General features: G+C 68.3%; 21 protein-coding genes and 1 pseudogene. 15 read left to right on the forward strand and 7 right to left on the reverse strand.

From position 1 onward, the window contains the following. Positions 1–26: 26 nt before the first annotated feature. Entirely contained in the window at positions 27–2993 is a 2967-nt protein-coding gene (locus tag IE209_RS26140; RefSeq protein ID WP_189689813.1) for a DNA topoisomerase III, read from the reverse strand. A 165-nt stretch (positions 2994–3158) separates the two neighbouring features. Here IE209_RS26140 and IE209_RS26145 point away from each other — a divergent pair. The 3 genes and pseudogenes from IE209_RS26145 to IE209_RS26155 all read left to right on the forward strand — a co-directional run. Beyond that, positions 3159–3638, forward strand: a pseudogene (locus IE209_RS26145) (SET domain-containing protein); the annotation flags it as partial. An 11-nt stretch (positions 3639–3649) separates the two neighbouring features. Further along, positions 3650–4405, forward strand: a complete 756-nt coding sequence (locus IE209_RS26150; RefSeq protein WP_229883059.1) for a biotin--[acetyl-CoA-carboxylase] ligase — start codon at positions 3650–3652, stop codon at positions 4403–4405. 2 nt (positions 4406–4407) lie between these two features. Beyond that, positions 4408–5106 carry an SPOR domain-containing protein gene (locus IE209_RS26155; protein WP_308433223.1) on the forward strand — a complete coding sequence of 233 codons (699 nt, stop codon included), beginning with the start codon at positions 4408–4410 and terminating at the stop codon, positions 5104–5106. A gap of 10 nt (positions 5107–5116) precedes the next feature. On the opposite strand, the gene IE209_RS26160 is transcribed toward IE209_RS26155, so the two are convergent. The 3 genes from IE209_RS26160 to IE209_RS26170 are packed head-to-tail and all read right to left on the reverse strand — an operon-like array spanning position 5117 to position 7744. Then, the gene (locus IE209_RS26160) at positions 5117–6562 is read right to left on the reverse strand and encodes a sensor histidine kinase (RefSeq protein ID WP_189689816.1); all 1446 of its coding nucleotides are present in this window, start codon (positions 6560–6562) and stop codon (positions 5117–5119) included. Then, a complete protein-coding gene (locus IE209_RS26165) occupies positions 6559–7233 on the reverse strand; it encodes a response regulator (protein ID WP_189689817.1) in 675 nt (224 codons plus the stop codon). Before IE209_RS26165 ends, IE209_RS26160 begins: the two co-directional genes overlap by 4 nt. Before the next feature lie 34 nt (positions 7234–7267). Next, positions 7268–7744, reverse strand: a complete 477-nt coding sequence (locus tag IE209_RS26170; RefSeq protein ID WP_189689818.1) for a MarR family winged helix-turn-helix transcriptional regulator — start codon at positions 7742–7744, stop codon at positions 7268–7270. A gap of 141 nt (positions 7745–7885) precedes the next feature. Between IE209_RS26170 and recA the strand changes: the two genes are divergently transcribed. The 3 genes from recA to IE209_RS26185 are packed head-to-tail and all read left to right on the forward strand — an operon-like array spanning position 7886 to position 10605. Beyond that, positions 7886–8941: a recombinase RecA gene (gene recA, locus IE209_RS26175; protein WP_189689819.1), complete on the forward strand. Its 1056-nt coding sequence runs from the start codon at positions 7886–7888 to the stop codon at positions 8939–8941. Further along, positions 8938–9396 carry a recombination regulator RecX gene (gene recX / locus IE209_RS26180; RefSeq protein ID WP_189689820.1) on the forward strand — a complete coding sequence of 153 codons (459 nt, stop codon included), beginning with the start codon at positions 8938–8940 and terminating at the stop codon, positions 9394–9396. Before recA ends, recX begins: the two co-directional genes overlap by 4 nt. Continuing rightward, positions 9397–10605 carry an MFS transporter gene (locus IE209_RS26185; RefSeq protein WP_189689821.1) on the forward strand — a complete coding sequence of 403 codons (1209 nt, stop codon included), beginning with the start codon at positions 9397–9399 and terminating at the stop codon, positions 10603–10605. Positions 10606–10614: 9 nt separating this feature from the next. Here IE209_RS26185 and argC read toward each other — a convergent pair whose 3' ends face one another. Then, a complete protein-coding gene (gene argC / locus IE209_RS26190; RefSeq protein WP_189689822.1) occupies positions 10615–11538 on the reverse strand; it encodes an N-acetyl-gamma-glutamyl-phosphate reductase in 924 nt (307 codons plus the stop codon). Between the two features lie 167 nt (positions 11539–11705). Between argC and sucC the strand changes: the two genes are divergently transcribed. From sucC to IE209_RS26220, 6 genes are all read left to right on the forward strand, one after another. Beyond that, on the forward strand, positions 11706–12869 hold the full coding sequence (gene sucC / locus IE209_RS26195) for an ADP-forming succinate--CoA ligase subunit beta (RefSeq protein ID WP_189689823.1): 1164 nt from the start codon (positions 11706–11708) through the stop codon (positions 12867–12869). Between the two features lie 9 nt (positions 12870–12878). Further along, on the forward strand, positions 12879–13772 hold the full coding sequence (sucD, locus tag IE209_RS26200; protein ID WP_189689824.1) for a succinate--CoA ligase subunit alpha: 894 nt from the start codon (positions 12879–12881) through the stop codon (positions 13770–13772). 136 nt (positions 13773–13908) lie between these two features. Beyond that, positions 13909–14595: a TerC family protein gene (locus tag IE209_RS26205; protein WP_189689825.1), complete on the forward strand. Its 687-nt coding sequence runs from the start codon at positions 13909–13911 to the stop codon at positions 14593–14595. Positions 14596–14906: 311 nt separating this feature from the next. Further along, positions 14907–15695: a Stp1/IreP family PP2C-type Ser/Thr phosphatase gene (locus tag IE209_RS26210; RefSeq protein ID WP_189689826.1), complete on the forward strand. Its 789-nt coding sequence runs from the start codon at positions 14907–14909 to the stop codon at positions 15693–15695. A gap of 41 nt (positions 15696–15736) precedes the next feature. Next, the gene (locus IE209_RS26215) at positions 15737–16411 is read left to right on the forward strand and encodes an FHA domain-containing protein (RefSeq protein ID WP_189689827.1); all 675 of its coding nucleotides are present in this window, start codon (positions 15737–15739) and stop codon (positions 16409–16411) included. Positions 16412–16574: 163 nt separating this feature from the next. After that, positions 16575–17369: a 3',5'-cyclic-nucleotide phosphodiesterase gene (locus tag IE209_RS26220; RefSeq protein WP_189689828.1), complete on the forward strand. Its 795-nt coding sequence runs from the start codon at positions 16575–16577 to the stop codon at positions 17367–17369. On the opposite strand, the gene IE209_RS26225 is transcribed toward IE209_RS26220, so the two are convergent. After that, positions 17366–17548: a hypothetical protein gene (locus IE209_RS26225; RefSeq protein ID WP_189689829.1), complete on the reverse strand. Its 183-nt coding sequence runs from the start codon at positions 17546–17548 to the stop codon at positions 17366–17368. The genes IE209_RS26220 and IE209_RS26225 overlap by 4 nt on opposite strands. 155 nt (positions 17549–17703) lie before the next feature. Here IE209_RS26225 and IE209_RS26230 point away from each other — a divergent pair, with 155 nt between their 5' ends. From IE209_RS26230 to IE209_RS26240, 3 genes are read left to right on the forward strand one after another with little or no spacing between them, the layout of a single operon-like run. Then, complete coding sequence (locus IE209_RS26230; protein WP_145549211.1) at positions 17704–18024, forward strand: ElaB/YgaM/YqjD family protein; 321 nt, start codon at positions 17704–17706, stop codon at positions 18022–18024. 30 nt (positions 18025–18054) lie between these two features. Beyond that, positions 18055–18477, forward strand: coding sequence for a phage holin family protein (locus IE209_RS26235; RefSeq protein ID WP_189689830.1), 423 nt, complete (start codon positions 18055–18057; stop codon positions 18475–18477). Next, on the forward strand, positions 18452–18787 hold the full coding sequence (locus tag IE209_RS26240) for a YqjK family protein (RefSeq protein WP_189689832.1): 336 nt from the start codon (positions 18452–18454) through the stop codon (positions 18785–18787). Before IE209_RS26235 ends, IE209_RS26240 begins: the two co-directional genes overlap by 26 nt. Position 18788: 1 nt before the next feature. Here the strand turns inward: IE209_RS26240 and uvrA are convergent, their stop codons facing one another. Continuing rightward, complete coding sequence (gene uvrA / locus IE209_RS26245; RefSeq protein ID WP_189689833.1) at positions 18789–21785, reverse strand: excinuclease ABC subunit UvrA; 2997 nt, start codon at positions 21783–21785, stop codon at positions 18789–18791. Between the last annotated feature and the right edge of the window lie 79 nt (positions 21786–21864).

Genomic DNA, 21864 nt, shown 5'->3' on the forward strand with positions numbered 1-21864 from the left:
CCGCTCCTGCGCCCGGGGTGCTGGGCTCAGGCCAGATGCTTGCCGAGGATGCCGGCGATCTCGAACATGGTCGCGCTGGGCTTGCCGAACACCGCCTGCAGAGCCGGGTCGGCCTGGATGCTCCGCTTGTCCTTGGGGTCCTGCAGGCCCTTGGCCTTGATGTAGTCCCACAGCTTCTTGGTGGCCTCGGTGCGCAGCACGGGGGTGTCGCCGATGACGGCGGCCAGCGCGGCGCTGGGTTTCAGGCCCGTGCCCGCCGCGGCCTTGCGCGGTGTCTTGGCCGTGGCGGCCTTGACGGCCTTGGCGACCGGCGTCTTCTTCGCAGGCGCGGCCTTCTTGGCCGGCGCCGCCTTCCTGGCGGCGAACGCGCCCGTCTTGCGCGGCGGGAACTTGGACTCGCGCGGCTCGAACTCGAAGCTCACCTTGCCCTCGTCCTTGTTCCACGCGAGGAAGGCCTTGAAGCTGCGCCGCGTGCGCATGCTCACGAACTTGTCGAGCAGGTCGGTCTTGCCCTCGGCCAGGAGCTTCCTGATCTGGGCCTCGTCCACGGGCTGCTGCAGGATGACCTTGCCGGTCTTGAAGTCGCAGGTGGGCTGGGGCTGCCGGGGCGTGGGCACCGAGTGCTCGCAGATGTAGTTGCTGCCGAACTCGAACACGCCGGCACCGCACTTGGGGCAGGGTCCCAGGCTCTGCTGGCCGCTGAAGTCGACGACCTCGCCGGTCTCGGCCGGGTCCTTCTCGTCGTCGCCGAAGTCGAACTCCAGCTTCCAGTTCTTGTCTTCCTCGCTGAAGGCCAGGCGGATCTCGGCCACGAAGGGCCAGCCGGCCTTGGAGCGGAAACCTTCCAGCGGGCCGATGTGCTTGTCGCGCACCAGGGCCTCGGCCTCGGCGATCTCGAAGGTGCGGCCCGCGGGCGACTTGGTGAACGAGAAGCCGCAGGCGTCCTGGCCCGAACCCCTCTTGCCCGCACAGGCGTAGCGGCGGTAGTTCTCCTTGACCACGCCGCCGCAGTTGGGGCACGGCGCGCTGAGCGTGGCGTAGTCGCCCGGCACGGTGTCGCGGTCGTATTCCTTGGCCTTCTTGACGATGTGCTCGGTCATCTGCGCGATCTCGCGCATGAAGGCGTCGCGCGAGAGCGCGCCCTTCTCCATCTGGGCCAGCTTGTACTCCCACTCGCCGGTGAGCTCGGCCTTGGAGAGCTCCTCCACGCCCAGGCCGCGCAGCAGCGTCATGAGCTGGAAGGCCTTGGCCGTGGGAATCAGCTCGCGGCCTTCGCGCAGCATGTACTTTTCGTTGAGCAGGCCTTCGATGATGGCCGCGCGCGTGGCCGGTGTGCCCAGGCCCTTCTCCTGCATGGCCTCGCGCAGCTCGTCGTCGTCGATGAGCTTGCCCGCGCCTTCCATGGCGCCCAGCAGCGTGGCTTCAGAGTAGCGTGCCGGCGGGCGGGTCTTCAGGCCCTTGGCCTCGGCAGACGCCACGCACACCTTCTCGCCGGGCTGCACAGGCACCAGGCGCTTGCCGCCTTCCTTCTCGTCGTCCTCGCCTTCGGCTTCCTTGCCGTAGATGGCCATCCAGCCCGGCTTGACCAGCACCTTGCCATCGGAGCGGAACGCGTACTTGCGGCCCTGCGTCTCGACCGTGCTGATGCGCGTGGTGACCTGGAATTCGGCGCTCGGGAAGAACACCGCGAGGAAGCGCCGCACGACGAAGTCGTAGAGCTTCTGCTCGGCCTCGGACAGGCCGCTCGGGGCCTGCAGCGTGGGGATGATGGCGAAGTGGTCCGACACCTTGGCGTTGTCGAACACGCGCTTGCTGGGCTTGACGTAGTTGCCGTCGATGGCCTGCTGCGCGAACGGCGCCAGATGCTTCATGCCGCTCGTGGCGAGCATCTTCATGGTGTCCTTGACCACGGGCAGGTAGTCCTCGGGCAGCGCGCGCGAGTCGGTCCGCGGGTAGGTCAGGGCCTTGTGGCGCTCGTACAGGCTTTGCGCGAGTGCCAGCGTGGTCTTGGCCGAGAAGCCGAAGCGGCTGTTGGCCTCGCGCTGCAGCGAGGTCAGGTCGAACAGCAGGCCGCTGGCCTGGGTCGTGGGCTTGCTCTCTTCGGTGACCGTGGCTGGCTGGCCGCGCACGGCCTCGGCGATGGCCTGGGCGTCGCGCGCGTTCCAGACCCGGTCGGCGCGCTGCTCGGGGTCGGGCTCGCCCACTCCTTGTGCATTCAGCAGCAGCGGTGCCGCGGCCTTCTTGAAGGCCGGGTCGAAGTACTTGCCGGGGTACTGGCCGGCCTGCGCGTCGAAGACGCCGTGGATCTCCCAGTACTCGCGGCTCACGAACTTGCGGATCTGCTCCTCGCGCTCGACCACCACCGACAGCGTGGGCGTCTGCACGCGGCCGACCGTGGTCAGGAAGAAGCCGCCGTCACGCGAGTTGAAGGCCGTCATGGCGCGCGTGCCGTTGATGCCGACCAGCCAGTCGGCCTCCGAGCGCGAGCGCGCCGCGTCGGCCAGGCCCTGCATCTGCGCCTCGCTGCGCAGGCGGTCGAAGCCCTCGCGGATGGCCTGCGGCGTCATGGACTGCAGCCACAGGCGCTTGATCGGCTTGCCCAGCGGCTTGGCACCGCCCGCGTACTGCTCGATCAGGCGGAAGATCAGTTCGCCCTCGCGGCCCGCGTCGCAGGCGTTCACGAGCGCGGTGACGTCCTTGCGCTTGGCCTGCTTGACGACGGCGTTGAGCCGCGACTTGGTCTTGTCCACGGGCTTCAAGTCGAAGTGCGGCGGGATCACGGGCAGGTGGGCGAAGCTCCACTTGCCGCGCTTGACGTCGTACTGCTCCGGCGCCTGGATCTCCACCAGGTGGCCGACCGCGCTCGTGACGACGTACTTCTCGCTCTCGAAGTACTCGTCGTGCTTGTCGAACTTGCCGGCCACCGGCGTGAGTGCGCGCACGATGTCCTGCGCCACCGACGGCTTTTCGGCGATCACCAAGGTCTTGCTCATAAAAACTCTGCGATGTCCTTTTGCGCCGGCCTGCCGGCCGGGCGCCTTCCAAATTGGCTGCGAATGTAATCCAGCGCGCACCGCGCCGAGCCGAAGGCGGCTCCTACAATCCGGCCCTCGCGCGCATGCGCGCACGTCCTTTTTCTAAACTAACAGAGTTTCGCCGTGGCTTCAAAAACCCAGCGCCCCGCTGCGCCCACGCGCCGCATCCAGGCCCGCCGCTCGGGCGTGCATGGCAAGGGCGTGTTCGCCGTGCAGGACATCGCCGAGGGCGAGACCATCATCGAGTACGTGGGCGAGATCATCAGCTGGCAGGAGGCGCAGGACCGCCACCCGCACGACCCGAGCGACCCCAACCACACCTTCTACTTCCACGTCGACGAGGACCGCGTCATCGACGCCACCTACGGCGGCAACTCCTCGCGCTGGATCAACCACGCCTGCGAGCCCAACTGCATCGCCGACGAGCAGGATGGCCGCATCTTCATCAAGGCGCTGCGCGACATCCGCGCCGGCGAGGAACTCAACTACGACTACGGGCTCATCATCGACGAGCCCTACACCAAGAAGCTCAAGGCCGAGTACCCCTGCTGGTGCGGCGCCAAGAGCTGCCGCGGCACGCTGCTGTCGCCCAAGCCGCGCAAGCGGCCATGAGCATGCAGCGCTGGCCCGCCGAGGACATCTGGGAAGCGGTGGCGCCGTTGCTGCCGGGCTTCACGGTCGAGGTGCTGCCCGAGATCGACTCCACCAGCAGCGAACTGATGCGCCGCATCCGCGCCGGCCGGCCCGAGCCGACGCTGCTCGTGGCCGAGCGCCAGACGGCAGGGCGCGGCCGCATGGGCCGGCCCTGGCAGGGCGATGCGGGCAGCTCGCTGGCCATGTCGCTGGCGCTGCCGCTGGCACCGCGGGATTGGTCGGGCCTGTCGCTGGCCGTGGGCGTGGCCGTGGTCGGCGCGCTGCACCCGGCGCTGCAGCTCAAGTGGCCCAACGACGTCTGGTTCGAAGACCGCAAGCTGGCCGGCATCCTGATCGAGACCGTGGCGGGCGGCAGCGAGCGCCATGCCATCGTAGGCATCGGCCTCAACATCGCGCCGCGTGACGGCGACGGGCTGTCGACACCGCCTGCCGCGCTGGCCGAACTGCAACCCGGCTGGGACGCCGGCCAGGCCCTGCGCGCCATCGCGCTGCCGCTGGTGCAGACCATCCAGCGCTTCGAGGCCGAGGGCTTCGCGCCGTTCCGCGCGGCCTTCGAAGCGCGCGACCTGCTCAAGGGCCGGCCGCTGCGCCTGTCCGACGGCACCGAGGGCGTGGGCGACGGGGTCGACCCCGACGGCGCGCTGCGCGTGCAGACGGCGCAGGGGCTGCAACGCATCAGCAGCTCGGAGGTCAGCGTGCGGCCGGTGAAGGCCTGAGCATGCTGTTGCGGACCACGGCCCTGGCCCTGCTGTTCGCCAACGGGGCCTACTTCGCCTGGTCGCAGGGCCTGCTGGCGCCGGTGGGGCTGGCGCCGGAATCGGCGCGCGAGCCGCAGCGCCTGGAGCAGCAGATCCGGCCCGAGGCGCTGCGCGTGGCGCCGGCCGCCCCGGCGGCATCCGGGCCGGAGCCCGCCGCACCGGCGCCCCCGGCCGCACCCACCATCCCTGCCGCGCAGGCCGAGGCCCCGGCGCCCACCGTGGCCTGCCTGCAGGCCGGACCGTTCGACAACGCCCAGGCACAGGCCCTGCGCCAGGCCCTGGGCGCCGGTGGAGTGCCGGCGTCGGCCTGGTCGCTGGAGCCCATGGCGCCGCCCGACCGCTGGATCGTCTACATGGGCCGCTACAACGACACGGAGGCGCTCGAGAAGAAGCGTGCCGAGTTGCGCGCGCTGCGCGTGGACACGGCACCGATCACGCAGCCCGCGCTGGCGCCGGGCCTGTCGCTCGGCGTGTTCTCGACCCAGGAGGCGGCCAACGAACACCTGGCGCAGCTGGCGCGCCGCGGCGTGCGCACGGCGCGCGTGGTGGCCGAGCACCGCGAGCCGACGGCAGCACGGTTGCGCCTGCCGGCCGCTGATGCCGCCCTGCGCGAGCAGGTGCAGGGCCTGCTGGCCGGCCGGCCGCTGGCGCCCTGCTGAACGCGGCCTCTCAACTGCGCGCAGGCTCCGGGCCGAAGCGCACTTCCACGCAGGTGCCTGGCGGCTGCTGGCCCGCATGCGCATCGCGCAGCGCCACCGCGGCGCCGTGCTGGTCCGCGATCTCGCGCACGATGGACAGGCCCAGGCCGGAGCCGTCGGCATCGGTGCCGAGCGCGCGGTAGAAGGGCTGGAACACCAGCTCGCGCTCGGCGCCCGGGATGCCGGGGCCCGAATCCTCCACCTGCAGCCGCAGCGGGCCCTCGGCGTCGGCCGCCAGCACACGGGCGGTCACCACGCCGGGCCGCCCCGGGCGCGAGGGCGTGTAGGCGATCGCGTTGTCGACGAGGTTGCGCACGAGTTCCTTGAGCAACGTGGCATTGCCTTCGAGCTGCACGCCGGGTGCGCCGGGCAAGGCGCCGTCGTAGCCCAGGTCCAGCGACTTGTCCATGGCGCGCGGCAGCGCCTCCTGCACCACGTCCATGACCAGCCGCGCGAGGTCGCAGGGCTGGCGCGCGATGGGCGCGCCGGCGTTTTCGGCGCGTGCCAGCGCCAGCAGCTGGTTGACCGTGTGCGTGGCGCGGATGCTGGAGCGGCGGATCTGCAGCAGCGACTGCTTGAGCTCGTCGGCATTGGCGCCATCGCGCTGCGCGAGGTCGGCCTGCATGCGCAGGCCCGCCAGCGGCGTCTTGAGCTGGTGCGCGGCGTCGGCCAGGAAGCGCTTCTGCGTGGCGATGGAGTCCTTGAGCCGCGTGAGCAGGTCGTTGACCGAGGACACCAGCGGCGCGACTTCCAGCGGCACGGTGCGGTCGTCCAGCGGCGACAGGTCGTCGGGCTTGCGCGCGCGGATGCGCTCTTCGAGTTCGGACAGCGGCTTGATGCCGCGCACCAGCGCGAGCCAGACCAGCAGCACCGCGAGCGGCAGGATGACGAACTGCGGCAGCATCACGCCCTTGATGATCTCGGCCGCCAGCACCGAGCGCTTCTCGCGCGTCTCGGCCACCTGCACGAGGGCGGTCTGGCCGCTGCTGTCCAGCGCCACCCAGGTGTAGGCCACGCGCAGGCCCAGGCCGCGCAGCTCGTCGTCGCGCAGCCGCACCTCGCCGCTCTGGCCGCGTTCGGCGTCGCGCGGCAACGCCAGTTCGCGCTCGCCGGCCAGCAGCTCGCCGCGCGGGCCCAGCACCTGGTAGAAGACCTGGTCGGATTCGTCGGCGCGCAGGATCTCGTGCGCCGGGGGCGGCAGGCTGAACTGCAAGCGCCCGCTCTTGGGCAGCGCCACCTGCTGGGCCAGCGCGCGCACGTTGTGCTCCAGCGCGCGGTCGAAGGGGTTGCCGGCGATGCCCTGGGCCACGAGCCAGGTCAGCACCAGGCTGACGGGCCACAGCAGCAGCAGCGGCGTCAGCATCCAGTCCAGGATCTCGCCGAACAGCGACCGCTGCTCGCGCTGGAACAGCTTCACGCGCTGATCTTCTCGAGGCAGTAGCCCAGGCCACGCACGGTGGCGATGCGGATCGGGCCCTTCTCGATCTTCTTGCGCAGGCGGTGGATGTAGACCTCGATGGCGTTGGTCGAGACCTCCTCGCCCCATTCGCACAGGCGCTCGACCAGCTGGTCCTTGCTGACCAGGCGGCCGGCGCGCTGCAACAGCACTTCCAGCAGGCCCAGTTCGCGCGCCGAGAGTTCGACCATGCGGCCATCGATGGTGGCCACGCGGCCGGCCTGGTCGTATTCGAGCGGCCCATGGCGGATGGAGCTGCTGGTGGCGCCGGTGCCGCGCCGCGTGAGCGCGCGCACGCGGGCCTCGAGCTCCTGCAGCGAGAACGGCTTGGCCATGTAGTCGTCGGCGCCGTAATCCAGGCCCTTGACGCGTTCCTCCACGCTGTCGGCCGCGGTCAGGATCAGCACCGGCAGCGCCGAGCCGCGGCCGCGCAATGCGCGCAGCACCTCCAGGCCGTGCATGCGCGGCAGCCCCAGATCCAGGATCAGCAGGTCGAACTGGCTGCTCGTGCGCAGCGCGGCATCGGCTTCGGTGCCGCTGGCCACATGGTCCACGGCCGCGCCGGAGCTGCGCAGCGCGCGCAGCAGGCCGTCGGCCAGCACCTGGTCATCCTCGGCGATCAGAATGCGCATGCGGTTCTCCGGTTGGGCAGGCGAAACAGAAATTCTAGGAGCCCACGTAGGCTTCCAGCCCCAGGCGCACGACGGTGGCCACTTCGGCCCCGACCGCCTCGCGGAACTCGGCCTCGGCCTGCACCAGCGCCCCACGGAAGGCCTGCTGCCAGGCCAGGCCGTCCGGCGTGAAGCGCACGATGCGGGCGCGCGCGTCGTGCGGGTCGGCCGCCCGCGTGACCAGGCCCCAGGCCTCGCACTGCGCGATCAGGTCGCCCATGGCCTGCTTGCTCATGCCGGCGCGTTCGGCCAGCACACCGGGCCGCGTGCCGCCGGCGTCCAGGTGCCGCGTGATGTGCACATGCGCGGCACTCACCTGGGCGCGCGCCGCGAGGTTGGACAGGGCCAGCGGTACTTGCACGTCGTGCGCCATCAGGGCCAGCACACGCGTGTCGAAGCGGCGCAAGGCATCGCCCATCAAGCGCCCCAGATGGGTGGTGCGCCAGGCGTCATCGAGGGCGGCGGTCTGCATCAGCAGATCGTAAGGCAAACTGACCAAAAAATGTGATTCTTCGAAGCAACGCCTGCACTACACTACTGGTCAAGCATCCAGACAGTATGGAGTCACAGTCCGGGTGCAGTTGGCAAGTCATTGATCTCAAGGAGATTTTTCATGGACGCACCGGTGAAGAACAACGCAGCACAGGCCGAGAAGGCCAAGGCCTTGCAGGCCGCCCTGGCCCAGATCGAAAAGCAGTTCGGCAAGGGCACCATCATGCGCCTGGGCGAAGGCGAGGCCATCGAGGACATCCAGGTCGTCTCCACCGGTTCGCTGGGCCTGGACATCGCGCTGGGCGTGGGCGGCCTGCCGCGCGGCCGCGTGGTCGAGATCTACGGCCCGGAATCCTCGGGCAAGACCACGCTCACCTTGCAGGTCATCGCCGAGATGCAGAAGCAGGGCGGCACCTGCGCCTTCGTCGACGCCGAGCACGCGCTGGACGTGCAGTACGCCCAGAAGCTGGGCGTGACCCTGTCCGACCTCCTGATCAGCCAGCCCGACACCGGCGAACAGGCCCTGGAGATCGTGGACAGCCTGGTGCGCTCGGGTGCCGTGGACCTGATCGTGGTCGACTCGGTCGCCGCGCTGACGCCCAAGGCCGAACTCGAGGGCGAGATGGGCGACTCTTTGCCCGGCCTGCAGGCCCGCCTCATGAGCCAGGCGCTGCGCAAGCTCACGGCCACGATCAAGAAGACCAACTGCATGGTCATCTTCATCAACCAGATCCGCATGAAGATCGGCGTGATGTTCGGCAGCCCCGAGACCACCACGGGCGGCAACGCGCTGAAGTTCTACGCCTCGGTGCGCATCGACATCCGCCGCACCGGCACGATCAAGAAGGGCGACGACGCGATCGGCAACGAGACCAAGGTCAAGGTGGTCAAGAACAAGGTCTCGCCACCGTTCAAGACGGCCGAGTTCGACATCCTGTTCGGCGAGGGCATCTCGCGCGAGGGCGAGATCATCGACATGGGCGTGGAAGCGCGCATCGTCGACAAGTCCGGCGCCTGGTACGCCTACAACGGCGAGAAGATCGGCCAGGGCCGCGACAACGCGCGCGAGTTCCTGCGCGAGAACCCCGACCTGGCGCGCGAGATCGAGAACAAGGTGCGCGAAAACCTGGGCATCGCGCTGCTGCCACCCGCGGCCGCTCCGGCCAAGGGCGAGTGAACAACGGCCGGCCTGCGCCCTCGCTGAAAGGCCGGGCGCTGCGCCTGCTGGCCCAGCGCGAGCATTCGCGCCCGGAACTCGAGCGCAAGCTCGCGCGCCACACCGACGACGCCGAGCAACTCGCGCGCGCGCTCGATGAACTGCAGGCCAAGGGCTTCATCAGCGAGGCGCGCGTGGTCGAATCCGTGCTGCACCAGCGGGCCGCCCAATATGGGGCGCTGCGCCTGCGTCAGGAGCTGCAGCACAAGGGCGTGGCGCCCGCGGCCATCGCCCAAGCCGTGGCGGGCCTGGCCGACAGCGAGTTCGAACGCGCCCTTGCGCTGTGGCAACGCCGCTTCGAACCCGCCGCCGATGCACGCGAACACGCACGGCAAAGCCGCTTCCTGCTGGCCCGCGGCTTCTCCAGCGCCGTGGTGACGCGCGTGCTGCGCCACCGGCCCGACAATGCGGGCTGAATGCCCGCCTCCCCCGCCCGCGCCCTCTCGGCGCTGACCTTCGCCTTCGGCCTGAGCCAGTTCTTCCGCAGCTGCCTGGCCGTGATCGCGCCCGAACTGCAGCGCGACCTGGCGCTGTCCGCCGCCGGCTTCGGCCTGCTGTCCTCGTGCTTCTTCCTGTCGTTCGCGGCCGCACAGGTCCCGGTCGGCATCGCGTTCGACCGCTGGGGCGTGGGCCGGCCCACGCGCTGGCTGATGTCCATCGGCGTGGCGTCCTCGCTGCTGTTCGTCTTCGCGCCGAACGGGCCAACGGCCATGCTGGCCCAGGCCGGTCTGGGCCTGGCCTGCGCGCCGGTGTTCATGGGCCTCATGCATTACGCCGGGGCGCAGCTGCCGCCGGCGCAGTACGTGGCCTTCGTCGGCCGCGCCAACGCCACCGGCATGCTGGGCGCCTTGTGCTCGACCTTGCCGCTCGGCTGGCTGGCCCAGCACCTGGGATGGCGGGTGCCGCTGGCACTGGCTGGTGTGTGCATGCTCATCGCCTGCACAGCCGTGTGGCGCACGCTGGACGACGAGGGCGATGCCGATGCGCGCAGCGAGTCGCCGCTGGCCATGGTCGGCTCCAGCGCCGCACTGCTGCTGCGGCCCGCGTTGTGGACACTGATCCCGCTGTGCGTGGCCATGGCGGCCGGCACCAGCTTTCGCAACGCCTGGGGCGGTCCCTACCTGGCGGACTTGTTCGGGCTGCAGACGCAGGGCCGCGGACTGGCACTGTCGGCCGTGACCATCGCCTGCTTCGGCACCGCGCTGCTGCTGCCGCGGCTGGTGCGCCGCGGCGGCCTGCGCGCCACCGTGCTGGCGTGGACGCTGCTGTCGCTGGCCGGTGCACTCGTGCTGGTGCTCTGGCCAGGCGGCGGCGCCATGCTGGCGCACCTGGCCGCCATGGCCCTGCTCGTGACCATCGGCATGCTGCACCCGTTGGTCATGACGCATGGCCGCGAACTGCTGCCGCCGGCCCTGCGCGGGCGCGGCCTGGGCGTGCTCAACAGCTTCGTGTTCCTGGGTTCGGCGCTGACGGCCTGGGCCTTCGGTCAGATCGCCGACAAGGGCCAGCGCGCGGGCTGGACCTTGGAGTGGACCTGGTCGGCGATCTTCGGCTGCGCCGGCGTGCTGGTGCTGCTGGGCGCGCTGCCCTACGCACTCAGCCCGCGGCCGGGCGACAAGTCCTGAACCGCGCGCTCACAGGCCAAGCATCAGCTTGAGGTTCTGCACCGCGGCGCCGCTGGCACCCTTGCCCAGGTTGTCCAGCCGCGCGATGACGACGGCGTGGCGCGCGTCCTCGTTCGGGAACACGCGGATCTCGAGCTGGTTGGTGTCGTTGAGCGCCAGCGCATCGAGCTTGCCGCTGTCGGTGGGCGGCAGCGCCCGCACGAACTGCTCCGGCGTGTTGCTCTTGGCATAGTGGCTGGCCAGCGCCGCCTGCAGGTCGGCGGCGCGCGGCTTGCCGGGCAGGTCGTCCAGGTGCAGCGGCAACTGCACCAGCATGCCCTGGCGGAAGTTGCCGACCGAGGGAATGAAGACCGGCCGGCGCGTGAGCCCTGTGTACTTCATGATCTCGGGGATGTGCTTGTGCTTGAGGCCCAGCGCATAGGTCTCGAACAGCGGCGCTTCGTTCTTCTCGTAGGCCTCGATCATGGTGCGGCCACCACCGGAGTAGCCGCTGACCGAGGGCAGCGCGATCGGGAAGTCCGCGGGCAGCAGGCCGGCATCGACGAGCGGCCGCACGATGGCGATGGCGCCCGTGGCGTAGCAGCCCGGATTGGCGACGCGGTCGGCCTGGGCCACCTTCTGGGCCTGGCCGGCCACGAGCTCGGGAAAGCCGAAGACCCAGGACGGGTTCACGCGGTGCGCCGTCGAGGCGTCGACGATCTTGGGTTTACTGCCCTGCAGCTGGTCGATCAGCGCGACCGACTCGATGGCCGCGTCGTCGTGCAGGCACAGCACGACCAGGTCCACACCGGCCATGAGTTCGCGCTTGGCCGCGACATCCTTGCGCAACTCGGGCGCGATGCTGACGAGTTCGATCTGCGGCATGGCCTGCAGCCGCTCGCGGATCTGCAGTCCGGTGGTGCCGGCTTCGCCATCGATGAAGACCTTGGCCATGGTGCTGTGCCTCGTGAAAGTACGTGTTGACCGCACAAAATTGGTGCAGCGCACCATGATACAGTCGCTGGCTGTCCGCAGTCTGGTTGTCAAGCATCCGTCGCTGGTGGACAACAGCGAATGTTTTTCGCCCTCCCGTCCCCAACCCTCTTCCGAGAGACCTCCTCATGAAGATTCACGAGTACCAAGGCAAGGAAATCCTTGCCAAGTTCGGCGTACCGGTGCCCCGCGGCATTCCGGCTTACACGGTGCAGGAGGCGGTCGAGGCCGCCCAGAAACTCGGCGGCCCGGTGTGGGTGGTCAAGGCCCAGATCCATGCGGGCGGCCGCGGCAAGGGCGGTGGCGTGAAGGTGGCCAAGAGCATCGAGCAGGTCAAGGAACTGGCCGGCCAGATCCTGGGCATGCAGCTCAAGACGCACCAGACCGGCCCGGAAGGCCAGAAGGTCCGCCGCCTGTACATCGAGGACGGCGCCGACATCCAGAAGGAGTACTACGTCTCTGCCGTGACCGACCGCGCCACGCAGAAGGTCGCCTTCATCGCCTCCAGCGAAGGTGGCATGGACATCGAGGAAGTGGCCCACTCCTCGCCCGAAAAGATCATCACCGTCTACGCCGACCCCAAGGAAGGCCTGACCGATGCGCAGGCCAAGCAGATCGCCGACGGCATCGGCATCCCGGCCGATTCCACCGCCCAGGCCGTGGACGTGTTCAAGAAGCTCTATACCTGCTACATGGAAACGGACGCCTCGCTGGTCGAGATCAATCCGCTGAACCGTGACAGCAAGGGCCAGATCATCGCGCTGGACGCCAAGTTCAACTTCGACAGCAACGCGCTGTTCCGCCACCCCGAGATCGTGGCCCTGCGCGACCTGGACGAGGAAGACCCGGCCGAAGTGGAAGCCTCCAAGTTCGACCTGGCCTACATCAGCCTGGACGGCAACATCGGCTGCCTGGTCAACGGCGCGGGCCTGGCCATGGCGACCATGGACACCATCAAGCTGTTCGGCGGCGAGCCGGCCAACTTCCTGGACGTGGGCGGCGGCGCCACGCCCGAGAAGGTGACCGAAGCCTTCAAGATCATGCTGAAGAACAAGAACGTCCAGGCCATCCTGGTCAACATCTTCGGCGGCATCATGAAGTGCGACACCATCGCCACCGGCGTGATCGCAGCCTGCAAGGCCGTGAACCTGTCCGTGCCGCTGGTCGTGCGCATGAAGGGCACGAACGAAGAGCTGGGCAAGAAGATGCTGGCCGAATCGGGCCTTCCCATCATCAGCGCAGACACCATGGCGGAAGCGGCCCAGAAGGTCGTGGGCTCGGTCAAGAAGTAAGGAAGCGTCATGTCGATCTACATCAACAAAGACACCAAGGTCATCACCCAGGGCATCACCGGCAAGACCGGCCAGTTCCACACGGAAAAGTGCCAGGAATACGCGAATGGCAAGAACGCCTTCGTCGCCGGTGTGAACCCGAAGAAGGCCGGCGAGTCGATCTTCAACATCCCGATCTACGCCTCCGTCAAGGAAGCCGCCCAGCAGACCGGCGCCACCGTGTCGGTGATCTACGTGCCGCCTCCTGGCGCCGCCGCCGCGATCTGGGAAGCCGTCGAAGCCGACCTGGACATGGCCATCTGCATCACCGAGGGCATCCCGGTCCGCGACATGCTGGAAGTGCGCAACAAGATGAAGGCCAAGGAAGCCGCCGGCGGCAAGAAGACGCTGCTGCTGGGCCCGAACTGCCCCGGCCTGATCACGCCCGACGAGATCAAGATCGGCATCATGCCCGGCCACATCCACCGCAAGGGCCGCGTCGGTGTGGTCTCGCGCTCCGGCACGCTGACCTATGAAGCCGTGGCCATGCTGACCGAGATCGGCCTGGGCCAGTCCAGTGCCGTCGGCATCGGTGGCGACCCGATCAACGGCCTGAAGCACATCGACGTGATGAAGGCCTTCAACGACGATCCGGAAACGGACGCCGTGATCATGATCGGCGAGATCGGCGGCCCGGACGAGGCTGACGCGGCCCGCTGGTGCAAGGACAACATGAAGAAGCCCGTGGTCGGCTTCATCGCGGGCGTGACCGCCCCTCCGGGCAAGCGCATGGGCCACGCCGGCGCGCTGATCTCCGGCGGCGCCGACACGGCCGATGCCAAGCTGGCCATCATGGAAGAGTGCGGTTTCACGATCACGCGCAACTTCTCGGAACTGGGCCGCCTGCTCAAGTCCAAGCTGTAAGAACCGGTCAGGTTCTGGTCAGGCTACGCAGTTCCACGAACTGCGTCGCTCCGGATCGCTGGGTAAACTGACCCGGCATACAAGAAAGCGCCCTGTACGGGCGCTTTCGCATTCATAACAGCCGGAGAAATCGATCATGTTCCTGGGTCTCGACCTGTCTTCCACCACGTTCTGGAGCGCCTTCGGCTCCATCCTGCTGGCCAACGTGGTGCTGTCGGGCGACAACGCTGTCGTCATCGCCATGGCCGCACGCACGCTCAAGCCCGAGCAGCGGGGCAAGGCCATCTTCTTCGGCAGCGCCGCCGCCATCGTGATGCGGATCGTGCTGACCATCGTGGCGATCCGCCTGCTGACCCTGCCCTTCCTCAAGATCGTCGGCGCCGGACTGCTGACCTACATCGGCGTGGACCTGCTGATGGGCGAAGGCGACGGCGACGACGGTAGCACCGAAGTCTCCGGCATGTTCAATGCGATCCGCACCATCCTCGTGGCCGACCTGGTCATGAGCCTGGACAACGTGCTGGCCGTCGCGGCCGCCGCGCAGGGCAATCTGCCGCTGCTGGTGGTGGGCCTGCTGGTCAGCATCCCGCTGATCGTGTTCGGCGCGTCGTTGCTGACCAAGGTCATGGAGCGCTTCCCCATCATCATCACGATCGGCGCGGCCTTGCTGGGCTTCCTGGCCGGCGAAATGCTGCTGACCGACCCGGCCGTGGTCCAGTACCTGGGCGCGGTCAGCGAAACCACGGTCAAGGCCGCCGGTCTGGCCGGCGCCGTGCTCGTCGTGGCGGTGGGCAACTGGTTGCAGCGCCGCGGCAACGCTTGAGCCAGCCTTGGCGACTGCGCTGTTGCAGGAACAGCGCAGACAGCGCACCATTTGGCCCCATTCTGGCGATATTTTTTCTTGCGCTGCCGCAAATCGCCTCGCCATGTAACAGAATGTGGAGCCCACGCCCCTGGCCTAGTCCGGTGCGCTGCTGCTGGCCTTAGCCGCTGAGCGCCCTTCGCCCGCATGCGTGGTGTTCCCATGCAAACGCAAGCCAGGCAAAGGGCACGAGTGCAGGCACAGCACATCCATTTCCATGCAAGCGGCCCGGTGCCATCCGGTGGCCTGGATGGCGATCGCCCGGGCACGCCATGAACTACCAATTCCAGGCCCTGACCCATCCTGGCCGGCTGCGCCACAACAACGAAGACGCAGCGGCTTTCGACCCGGTCTGCAGCTGCAGCGTGCTGGCCGATGGCATGGGTGGCTACAACGCCGGCGAAGTGGCCAGCAGCATGGCCGTCAATGTGATCCTCGCCGAACTGGCGGACTGGTTCGCCGCCGCCGGGCCGAGCGCTTCCGTGCGCGAGGTGCGCAAGGCCATGGAGCGCTGCGTGCAGCACGCGAACCAGGCCATCCTGAGCACGGCCCGGGCAGATCCGGACTGCGCCGGCATGGGAACCACGCTGGTCGTCGCCGCATTCCAGGAGCAGCGGCTGGTGCTGGGCCACATCGGCGATTCGCGCGCCTACCGATTGCGCGATGGACAGTTGCAGCAGATCACACGCGACCACTCCCTGTTGCAGGAGCAGCTCGATGCCGGGCTGATCACGCCGGCACAGGCTGCGGTGTCCACCCAGCGCAACCTGGTTACGCGCGCGCTCGGCATCGAGTCGGGGGTCGAACTGGAAATCAACGAATTCACGGTGGAGTCCGGCGACCTCTACCTGTTGTGCTCGGACGGGCTGTCGGACATGGCAGACGACAGCGAGATCGGGGACATCCTGCGCGCTGCCGGCTCGCTGGAGCACAAGGCGCGCCGCCTCGTGGACCGTGCGAACGCCAATGGTGGGCGGGATAACATCACCGTCCTGCTCGCGCAAGCGATGTCCGTCCCCGCCACACGGCCCAGCCTGGTTTCCAGGTTGTTGCGCACTTGAATAGCCATCGACACCCAAATGATCAGACCCAGGAGCCGGCCATGCCAAAGTTGATCGTCTCGATCGACGGTGTAGTCATCAAGGAAGTTCAACTCACCAAGGACCGCACCACGCTCGGCCGGCGCCCGTACAACGATGTCGTGATCGACCACCTGGCAGTCAGCGGTGAGCATGCCGCCGTGCTGATGACCGGCAACGAAGTGCAGCTGGAAGACCTCAACAGCACCAACGGCACCTACGTCAACAGCCGGCCGATCCGCAGGCAGGTGCTGCGCCACAACGACATGGTCGAGATCGGCAAGTACAAGATCAAGTTCCTGCACGATGCACAGGATGCGAGCGAAATGCGCGTGGCGGCCGCGCCTGCCCCGGCTGCCGCGCGCGCCGATGCGCCCACGCCCCAGCGCCGGGCCTTCGACACCGTGCTGGGTGCCGATTTCGAAGTAGCCGCCGCCCCGGCATCGATCCGTGTCACCTCGGGCTCGGCCGCTGGACGGGAAGTGGCGCTCGTCAAGGTCGTCACCACCATCGGCAAGGCAGGCGTGGCCGTCGCTGCCATCACGCGGCGCCCCCACGGCTATGTCGTCGTGCATGTGGAAGGGGCGCACGCGCCGCTCGTGAACGGCATCACTGTCGGCACGACACCCGTGGACCTCAAGCATGGCGACGTGCTCCAGCTGGCCGGCACGCAGATGGAGTTCCTCCACAGCCCTTGAGCGAGCGGCGCAGCCGCTTGGAACCCGTGCAAGTGCAGGACATTGTTCGCGACGGAATCGGCAAAATTTCTCGACAGCGGGTCGTCACTGCCTGTAGCCTTCGGCATCGCGATCCGGCCCGGGGTGTCGGGCGCCCACCTCCTCATCTCACCGAAGGAACCGGATGAAACTGCGCGTGCTCGGCTGTTCCGGCGCCATTGCAAAGGACTGTCGCACGACATCCTTTCTGCTCGATGCCGACGTGCTGGTCGACGCCGGCACTGGCGTCGGAGATCTGAGCCTGGATGAGATGCGCCTGATCGACCATGTGTTCCTGACCCATTCGCACCTGGACCACATCGCCGCGCTTCCGCTCATGGTCGATGCCATCGCATCGCAACGGCGCACGCCCATCACCGTGCACGCGCTGCCGGGCACCATTGCCGCGCTCCAGGCCCATGTCTTCAACAACGTGATCTGGCCGGACTTCAGCCGGATCCCGTCGGAAGCTGCTCCGTTCGTGCGCTTTCACGAGGTCGAGGTCGGCATCCCCGTCCAGGTCTGCGGCAAGACCATCGAACCGCTGCCCGCGGTGCACACGGTGCCGGCCTGCGGCTATGCGGTTTCGGCGGGTGGGCCCCATTGGGTGTTCACCGGCGACACGGAACGCAACCCGGCGTTCTGGCTGCGACTGGAGCAGCTGGATGTGGCGATGCTGGTGATCGAGACGGCGTTCAGCAACCGGGAGCAGGAACTCGCGCGGCGCAGCCTGCATCTGTCCCCCGTCGCGCTGGCAGAGGAACTGGCGCACATGGACCACACGCGCAACGTGCCGGTCTACATCACGCACACCAAGCCGTCGGAGACCGTGCTGATCATGGCCGAGATCGACCGGTTCGATCGCAACGCCACCCAGGGCAACCAGCCCGGCGCGCACGACATCCGCTGGCTGGAAGCCGGTCAGGAATTCGAGATCTAGGTTCTGCCGGGCGGCGGCGCCATGGCGACGCCCTGGCGAAATCGATCGGCAACAAGGTCCAGCGCGCGGGACGGTGCCGCGAGCAACGGCATCGCCGCCGTCAACGGCGCAATCCCTTTGCCGCCATCGCCACAGCGGAGTGACAGGTCGATATCGCCAATGTGCACCTTGTCCTTCATCAAAACCCTCTGTGACGGCGTGCGAAGGAGCGCCTGTCTCGGTGTAGTCTTCGCTTCAGCAAAAACCCTTGCGGCACGGCCGGGAGGCTGAAGCGCCGTCGGGATCTGCTACTCTGCATACATTCCGTTGTCCATCATCACAGAAGGGAGATCCCATGTCCAAAGCGAGTGCATCCAGCGTCGAATCCCAGGAACAACTGGTCAGCGACATCAAATCCGTGATCTCCGATGCCGAGGAAATGCTGAGCGCCACGGCCGACCAGGCCGGTGAGAAGGTCAACAACCTGCGCGCGCGCATCCAGGTTCGCCTGCACGATGCCAAGTTGCGGCTGGTCGATGCGGAAGAAGCCCTGCTGGCCAAGACCAAGGCGGCAGCGCGCGCCACCGACGAATACGTGCATGAGTCGCCCTGGACCGCCATCGGCGTCGCCGCGGCGGTCGGCGTGCTGCTGGGCCTGGCCCTCGGCCGGCGTTGACCGGCCCGCAACCGGGCTTCGGGGCCGGCCATGGCTAGCGGACCGCGCAGCGCGGCCCCCGGCGCCGGCCCCGTCGGCGCCTTGCGCCGCATGCTGTCCACACTGCTGGACCTCGGCCACACACGGCTGCAGCTGATCGGCAACGAGATCCAGATCGAGAAGCACCGTGCGCTGCAGATGCTGGCGCAGGCGCTGCTGGCGGTCTTCTGCGGGTGCATGGCGTTGCTGATGGCGGTTGGGCTGGCCCTTGCCCTGTGGTGGGAGCAGCGCATCGCCGTCTTGAGCATCCTTCTCGTCCTGTTCGCTGCGGCCGCCATCTGGTTGCAGCACCGGATCCGCAACCGGCGCGCCATGCAGGACCACCCTTTCGCCGCCAGCCTGGCGGAGTTGCAGGAGGACCTGCGGCAGCTGAAGGAGACGGCCCAGCATGCGCCGCCGCAAGAGCCTCGCTGAGCTGGAGCGCGAGCGCGGCCGCTTGCTGGAACGCATCAGCGTGCAGCGCAGCCAGTTGCCGGCCCAGTTCGCGCCGGTGGCCCAGTTGCTGCAGTTCGGCGAACGCATCGCACACACCGTGCAGGCCGCACGCAGCTTTGTACAGCGGCATCCGTTGGCGCTGGGCGCCATCGGCGCCGTGCTGGTGCTGCGTCGGCCGCGTTCCCTGGGGCGCTGGCTGAGGCGCGGCCTCCTGGTCTGGCGCACCTGGCGCACGGCCCGGAACTTCGCCCAGGTCGTTCAGCGCCAGCTGAACCGCCCCCACGGTTGAATCAAGCCGCCAGGTAGCGGCGCAGGTAGCGGCCCGTGTGGCTGGCATCGTGCGCCGCGATCTGCTCGGGCGTGCCGACGGCCAGCACCTGGCCGCCTCCAGCCCCACCCTCCGGCCCCATGTCGATCAACCAGTCCGCTGTTTTGATCACATCCAGGTTGTGTTCGATCACGACGATGGTGTTGCCCGCATCGCGCAGCTGGTGCAACACGCGCAGCAAGAGATCAATGTCCGCGAAGTGCAGGCCGGTGGTCGGCTCGTCCAGGATGTACAGCGTGCGGCCGGTGTCGCGCTTGGACAACTCCAGCGCCAGCTTGACGCGCTGCGCCTCCCCGCCCGACAGCGTGGTCGCCGCCTGGCCCAGCTTGATGTACGAGAGCCCCACGTCCAGTAGCGTCTTGAGCTTGCGCGCCAGCGCCGGCACCGCCTGCAGGAAGTCGTACGCCGCCTCGACGGTCAGATCCAGGATCTGGGCGATGTTCTTGCCTTTGTAGACGACTTCCAACGTCTCGCGGTTGTAGCGCTGGCCGTGGCAGACGTCGCACGGCACGTAGACGTCCGGCAGAAAGTGCATCTCGACCTTCACGACGCCGTCGCCCTGGCAGGCCTCGCAGCGCCCGCCGGCCACGTTGAAGGAAAACCGTCCGGGTCCGTAGCCACGCTCACGCGCCGTCGGCACCTCGGCCATCAGCTCGCGGATCGGTGTGAACAGGCCGGTGTAGGTGGCCGGGTTGCTGCGCGGCGTGCGGCCGATCGGTGACTGGTCGACGTTGATGACCTTGTCGAATTGCTCCAGCCCAGCGATCTCGTCATGCGGCGCCGGCTCCTCGTGCGCCCGGTAGATCTGGCGCGCCGCCGCCGCGTACAAGGTGTCGTTGACCAGCGTGGACTTGCCCGAGCCCGACACGCCGGTCACGCAGGTGAACAGGCCGACCGGGAAATCCACGTCCACGCCCTTGAGGTTGTGGCCGCGCGCGCCACGCACGCTGATGCTCTGCAGCGCGCCCTTGGGCGCATCGCCCGTGGCCGGCAGCCAGGGCGTGCGCCGCGCCGGCACGGCGATGCGCAGGTCGCCCGACAGGTAGCGGCCCGTCAACGAGCCGGCATCGGCCTTCACGGCGTCGATGTCGCCCTGGGCCACGACGCGTCCGCCATGCACGCCGGCACCCGGCCCCATGTCGATGATGTGGTCGGCCGCGGCCATCATGTCCTCGTCGTGCTCGACCACGAGCACGCTGTTCCCCAGGTCGCGCAGGTGCTGCAGCGTGCCGATCAGGCGGTCGTTGTCGCGCTGGTGCAGGCCGATGCTGGGTTCGTCCAGCACGTACATCACACCGGTGAGGCCTGAGCCGATCTGCGAGGCCAGGCGGATCCGCTGCGACTCCCCGCCCGACAGCGTCTCAGCGCTGCGGTCCAGGCTCAGGTAGTTCAGGCCCACGTCGTTGAGGAACTTCAGGCGCAGCCCGATCTCGCGCACCACCTTGGCAGCGATCTCCGCCTTGGAGCCGTGCAGCTGCAGGCCGTCGAAGTAGGCCTGGCTCTCGCGCAGCGTGACGGCGCTGATCTCGTAGATCGCGCGCGCCTGCGCGCCTTCGCCCACCTTGACATGGCGCGCCTCGCGGCGCAGCCGCGAGCCATGGCATTCCGGGCAGGGTTGCACGCTACGGTAGCGGGCCAGGTCCTCGCGCACCACGGCGGAGTCGGTCTCGCGGTAGCGCCTCTGCATGTTGGGGAGCACGCCCTCGAACGGGTGCTTCTTGGTCAGCTTCTTGCCCTGGAAGTTGCCCGACTCCATGACATAGCTGAACTTGATCTCTTCCTCGCCGGAGCCGTGCAGCACCACCTGCTGCACTGCGGCCGGCAGCTCGTCCCAGGGCGTCTCGGCGTTGAAGCGGTAGTGCTTGGCCAGGCTTTCGATCAGCGCGAAGTAGTAGCCGTTGCGCCGGTCCCAGCCCTTGATGGCGCCGCTGGCCAGGCTCAGCGTCGGAAATCCCACCACGCGCGCGGGATCGAAGAACTCCTGCGCACCCAGGCCGTCGCAGCTGGGGCAGGCGCCCACGGGCGAGTTGAACGAGAACAGCCGAGGCTCCAGCTCGCTGATCGAGTAGCCGCAGACCGGGCAGGAGAACTTGGCGTTGAACAAGTGCTCGCGCGGCTGGCCCGGCGTGCCGTCGGCGTTCGGCACGGCGTCCATCTCCAGTGCGATGGCGCGGCCGTCGGCCAGGCGCAGCGCCGCCTCGAAGCTTTCGGCCAGGCGCTGGCGCAGCCCCCCGGCGCCCGCGCCATCCTGCTCTGCGCGCACCTTGATGCGGTCGATCACGACGTCGATGTCGTGCTTCTCGGTCTTCTTGAGCTTGGGCAGCTTGTCGAAGTCGTAGGCCTGGCCGTCGATGCGAAAGCGCACATAGCCCTGGGCCTGCAGCTCGGCAAAGACCTCCGTGAACTCACCCTTGCGCTCGCGCGCGATCGGCGCCAGCACCATCAAGCGCGTGCCTTCGGGCAGGGCCAGCACCGTGTCCACCATCTGCGCCACGGTCTGGGCCGACAGCGGCAGGTCGTGGTCCGGGCAGTAGGGCGTGCCGGCCCGCGCGAACAGCAAGCGCAGGTAGTCGTGGATCTCGGTCACCGTGCCGACGGTGGAGCGCGGGTTGTGGCTAGTGGCCTTCTGCTCGATGGAGATCGCGGGCGACAGGCCCTCGATCAGGTCGACATCGGGCTTGTCCATGAGTTGCAGGAACTGCCGCGCATAGGTGGACAGGCTTTCCACATAGCGGCGCTGGCCCTCGGCGTACAGCGTGTCGAAGGCCAGCGAGGACTTGCCTGAACCCGACAGCCCCGTGATCACCACGAGCTGGTTGCGCGGGATGTCCAGGTCGATGTTCTTGAGGTTGTGCGTGCGCGCACCGCGGACGCTGATGCGCTGCAATTGCAGCGCGGTCCCGAGGTAGGAGCCGTCCGTGGGGTGGTTCAAGATGGGGTGTCCGGGAAAACCCGCCATGATAAGCGGCGGCGCCATACGCCGCAGAGCCCTGCTGGTTCAAGCTGTGATGCGGCACAATCGACGCCCTTTTCCCCGG

It is taken from the genome of Pseudorhodoferax aquiterrae (genome assembly GCF_014652235.1).
Taxonomy (GTDB): Bacteria; Pseudomonadota; Gammaproteobacteria; order Burkholderiales; family Burkholderiaceae_C; genus Pseudorhodoferax; species Pseudorhodoferax aquiterrae.